This window comes from Petrocella sp., from assembly GCF_059865615.1.
In genome coordinates, this window is record NZ_JCBCDA010000112.1 from 1 (window position 1) to 4,487 (window position 4,487).

3 protein-coding genes are annotated in these 4,487 nt (G+C 36.0%); all 3 read right to left on the bottom strand.

What is annotated here, in order from left to right; translation table 11 throughout:
• Positions 1–259 precede the first annotated feature (259 nt).
• Positions 260–1,279 (bottom strand): sugar phosphate nucleotidyltransferase, encoded by a 1,020-nt coding sequence (locus AC6F8J_RS12805; RefSeq protein WP_500723800.1) that lies wholly within the window; start codon positions 1,277–1,279, stop codon positions 260–262.
• Positions 1,280–1,360: 81 nt separating this feature from the next.
• Positions 1,361–3,100, bottom strand: a complete 1,740-nt coding sequence (locus tag AC6F8J_RS12810; RefSeq protein WP_500723802.1) for a glycosyl hydrolase family 28-related protein — start codon at positions 3,098–3,100, stop codon at positions 1,361–1,363.
• A gap of 213 nt (positions 3,101–3,313) precedes the next feature.
• Entirely contained in the window at positions 3,314–4,480 is a 1,167-nt protein-coding gene (locus AC6F8J_RS12815; protein ID WP_500723803.1) for a nucleotide sugar dehydrogenase, read from the bottom strand.
• Between the last annotated feature and the right edge of the window lie 7 nt (positions 4,481–4,487).

A 4,487-nucleotide genomic window follows, 5' to 3' on the forward strand; every position in this document is an offset into this window, starting at 1 on the left:
TTTGGTTTATTCCTATGAAGCTTAATCCCTTCATCAACCACTTCCATAAAAATCGGACCATTCGGGTCGATCTTCATATCCTCTAATAGACTCATTGGTATTTCGATTGATCCGTCTTCATTCACCGTAAATTTGCCCATACTCTCCATAATATACTCCCTTTTTATCCTAGATATTAGTTTCCGTTGATCCTATTATATAACAAGTCCTAAGAAGATACCATAAAGCCTTAATATTAATACTTGATTATTGAAAAACATCATTTCTTTTTTTTTAGAATCTCCATAACTTTTTTAACCTTTTGTGATTGATCTTTTTTACAAACCAATAGTGCATCCTCACGATCTATGATGATCAGATCATCTATACCAATAACCGCAACTGTTTTACCCTTTTGTGATTGGATAAGATTATTTCTTGAATCTATGATAATATGGTGATCCTCAGCAATATTGCCATTCTCATCTGCTTGAAAGCCATCATACATGGCCTCAAAGCTGCCCAAATCATTCCAACCCACATCTACTGGTACAACCGCTACCTTATTGCTCTTTTCCATGATGCCATAATCTATGGAAACATTCATATTAATCTTAGAAAAAGCCTCGAAAGTAGTATCACTTGTTTCAAAAGCATCATATATTTCTCTTGCGTACTTCTTGACTTCTTTAGCAAATAAAGCCGAATCAAACATAAAGATGCCAGCATTCCAGTAATAGCCTTTATTGATGTATTCTATAGCTTTATCCTGTGTCGGCTTTTCTATAAAAGACTTAACCGAATACCCATTAAATCTCTTCTCGCCCGGTAAAATATAGCCATAACCCGTATTTGGGCCATCCGGCTCAATACCAAAAGTAATTATGGCATCTTCCGTCAAAGCTTCTGACTCCTTTATTATTGAGACTAGGGCTTGGTTTTTTGTAATCATCTGATCTGAAGGAAAAACCAAGACAAAATCATGACCTTCTTTGATGATTTTACTGACACCAGCATATATTGCTGGTAAGGTATTCTTACCCTCTGGTTCAACAAGAACATTTGCTTCCTTGTAGGCATAGCCTAGTTCTTCTACTTCACCCATGACAAGCGCCTTATATTTTTCATTGGTAACAACATAGATATCTTCAATACTTGAGAGCCATAAGCTTCTTTCGAAGGTCTCTTGAAAAAGCGACTTTTCCTTTCCCGGAAGCTTAATAAATTGTTTCGGATATTCATCTCTACTTAATGGCCAAAGTCGTGTTCCACTCCCACCCGCTAAAATGATCGTTTTCATCCTTTGTTTCCTTCCAGATATATCATCTTCATGTAAATCACTGGTTTTCTAAAACGCAACCTCTTGCCCTTGACTTAGAAATCAATATACAACAATATTATGATCTACATTCGTTATAATGCCTTCTAAGTTATTGCCATCAATGGTCACATTCTTAATGGTAGATTGGTACATATTCCTAATTCTCAAGGCACCTTTCGGTACATCTGTAAGGGCTGTCTGTTCAATGATTCTTATATTATCAATATCTAACTTCATTGCATTATCAATACTAAAGCCTAAGTCTACCCTTGCAATCTCAGTGTTCCTAACCGTTACGTTGTTTGCACCACTGAATATTAAGATACCAACCCTAGAATCTTCAACGCGACTATTAATAATCTTGATGTTGGTTGATTTATTCGTATTTGCATAACCGTTATATAGATGTACACCTGCTCCTGGTGAATTCTCAAACAAGACTTGATCAAAGGTAATATTACTTGTATTCTTGTCAATATATACGGAATGAAGGTACCTACTAGATCCCGCACTCGCATCTAGTGTTCCTTTTTTCATAGTAAAATCATTGGTAGTGTTCATCAATAAAGGTGTTAAGGATCTGTATATATGCGTATTTTCCACCATGATGTGTTCATTGATTTGACTGGTGCCAGATTCACCAAACTTAATACCCACATTCATATCATACATATTAACATCTTTAACCTTCAAATTATTAATTCCGGTAAAATGCAGACCCGTAACATTACTGGTCAAACTACCTTCAGCATATTTAAGACCTGGCCTATCATTTTTTGATAGGAAAGTCAATCCTTCAACTGTTACATTTTCAACATATTTCCCATAATCCGTAAGCATCATATTAACCAATCCACTTTGTGATGGCATGTATAGTCTTGATCCATAACCCCTAATATGTAGATTACTCTTCATTAACAAGGTTTTTGTTATCTTGTACGTCTTATTTTCACTAAAGACTAAGATTTTTTTTGTCCCACTTGCTTGATTAATAGCCTTTTGAATTGCGATCGTATCATCTGCTATACCATTGCCAACCGCTCCAAAGCTATCAACCTTTATAGTGTCTTGAAGCATTACAGGTGCTTGTGGAATTATAGGTTCTTCTATAACAATAGGTGCCTCCACTGGTTTGTCTAGACTTTGGTCTTTGTTTGACGAAGTTTCTTTGTCCTTGATCTTTAATCTTTCATATAGTGTTTGATCGATTTTATTATTATCTATCAGACTTTTTACAAGTTGTTTGTTTTGTCCTTTTAGATTAGTATTTAAGGTATAATAAGAGACTTCTGCAAGGTCACTTCTAAGAAACTTTTTGGAATTCATCTCACTTTTTTTGATGATACCCACTTCCACCGCTTTTTCTGTTGCATTAGACCAAGTAAAGTCATTTTTATCGTCATTATAGCCCAATAGTCTAAGCATAAAAGTTAAATAGGATTTCCTATCCATCGTATCAAAAGATCCAAAATGCGCCTCACTTATACCTTTCGTTAGTTTCATATTATAGGCATATTGAACATATGGCTCTCCCCATGCCGGTACATCATCAAAATCCACAACTTTCTTATTATAATATTGGGCTTCTTCTTCAAGCCCCAGCATTCTCAAAGTCAATATGAGGCCTTCAAGTCTTGTCGGTTCTCGGTCGAGTTCAAGACCTTTATCGCTTCCAATAAAAATACCTACTTCTGATAGTATATTGGCGTATTCCCTTGATGTTGCTTCTGCATCCACACGCACTTGTATTATACTTGTCAAAAGTATCGTTATCATAATCAAACTTGTCAATTTTTTCATATCGCTTACCTCATATAAGTAATTGCTTACCCTTATATCATCTTCGTTTATATAATATCCTATGAATGGGTATTATAGTCTTAACCGTAAATCCAAGTATATTACACATCATATATATCAACTGAATATATTATTGCGTATATATTATAACATGCATCTACCTAATAACCCAATAGGAATATCTTCAATTCATGAGCATTTTATTTTCTCACCTTAGTCTCTACTAAATAAATCTCTTGTATACACCTTATCTTCAACATCTTTTATTTCATCAGACAATCTATTAGCAACAATAACATCTGATATTTCCTTAAAAGCGTCAAGGTCTTTTATAACCCTTGAATTGTAGAAGGCTTCTTCTTCAAGTGCCGGTTCAAAAACGACAACTTCAATACCCTTGGCCTTGATGCGCTTCATCACACCTTGAATAGCGGATTGTCTGAAGTTATCTGAATCCATCTTCATGGTCAGACGATAGATGCCTACAACCTTTGGCTGTCTCTTAATAATCATATCGGCTATATGGTCTTTTCTCGTTCTGTTAGCATCGACAATAGCCGCCATTATGTTCTGTGGTACATCTTCATAGTTTGCTAACAGCTGCTTTGTGTCTTTTGGCAGGCAATACCCACCATAGCCAAAGGAAGGATTATTGTAATGACTTCCAATACGTGGATCGAGTCCTACTCCTTCAATAATCTGTTGTGAATTAAGGCCTCGCACCTCAGCATAGGAATCCAGTTCATTGAAATAAGCCACTCGAAGCGCAAGATAAGTATTAGCAAAAAGTTTGATGGCTTCCGCTTCCGTAGCATCCGTATAAAGAATATCAATATTCTCTTTAACGGCACCTTGGGCAAGAAGGTCTGCAAATACCTTAGCTCTCTTAGATTGCTCTCCCACCACAATCCTTGATGGATAGAGATTGTCATAGAGGGCTTTACCTTCTCTTAAGAACTCAGGGGAGAAGATGATATTATCGGTATCAAATTTTTCTTTAATTGATTCCGTATAACCTACCGGTACCGTCGACTTAATAATCATTACCGCATCAGGATTTATTGCAAGTACATTCGCAATAACCGCTTCAACTGTTCTTGTATTGAAGTAGTTCTTCTCTGGGTCATAATTGGTTGGTGTCGATACGATAACATACTCAGCATCTTTAAAGGCTTCATAGTTATCCGTTGTCGCTCTTAAGTTAAGTTCCTTGCTAGCAAGGTATTCTTCTACTTCCGGATCTGCTATTGGAGATTGCTTGTTATTAATCAGATCCACTTTTTCTTTGATGATATCAAGTGCTATAACCTCATTGTGCTGTGCTAAAAGTATGGCATTGGATAATCCTACGTAACCTGTTCCTGCTATTGTTATTTTCATTTTTCTT

Excerpts from the sequence above, each read along its gene's own strand:
- AC6F8J_RS12815 (WP_500723803.1), bottom strand. The coding sequence starts at position 4,480 with ATGAAAATAACAATAGCAGGAACAGGTTACGTAGGATTATCCAATGCC.
- AC6F8J_RS12810 (WP_500723802.1), bottom strand. The coding sequence starts at position 3,100 with ATGAAAAAATTGACAAGTTTGATTATGATAACGATACTTTTGACAAGT.
- AC6F8J_RS12805 (WP_500723800.1), bottom strand. The coding sequence starts at position 1,279 with ATGAAAACGATCATTTTAGCGGGTGGGAGTGGAACACGACTTTGGCCA.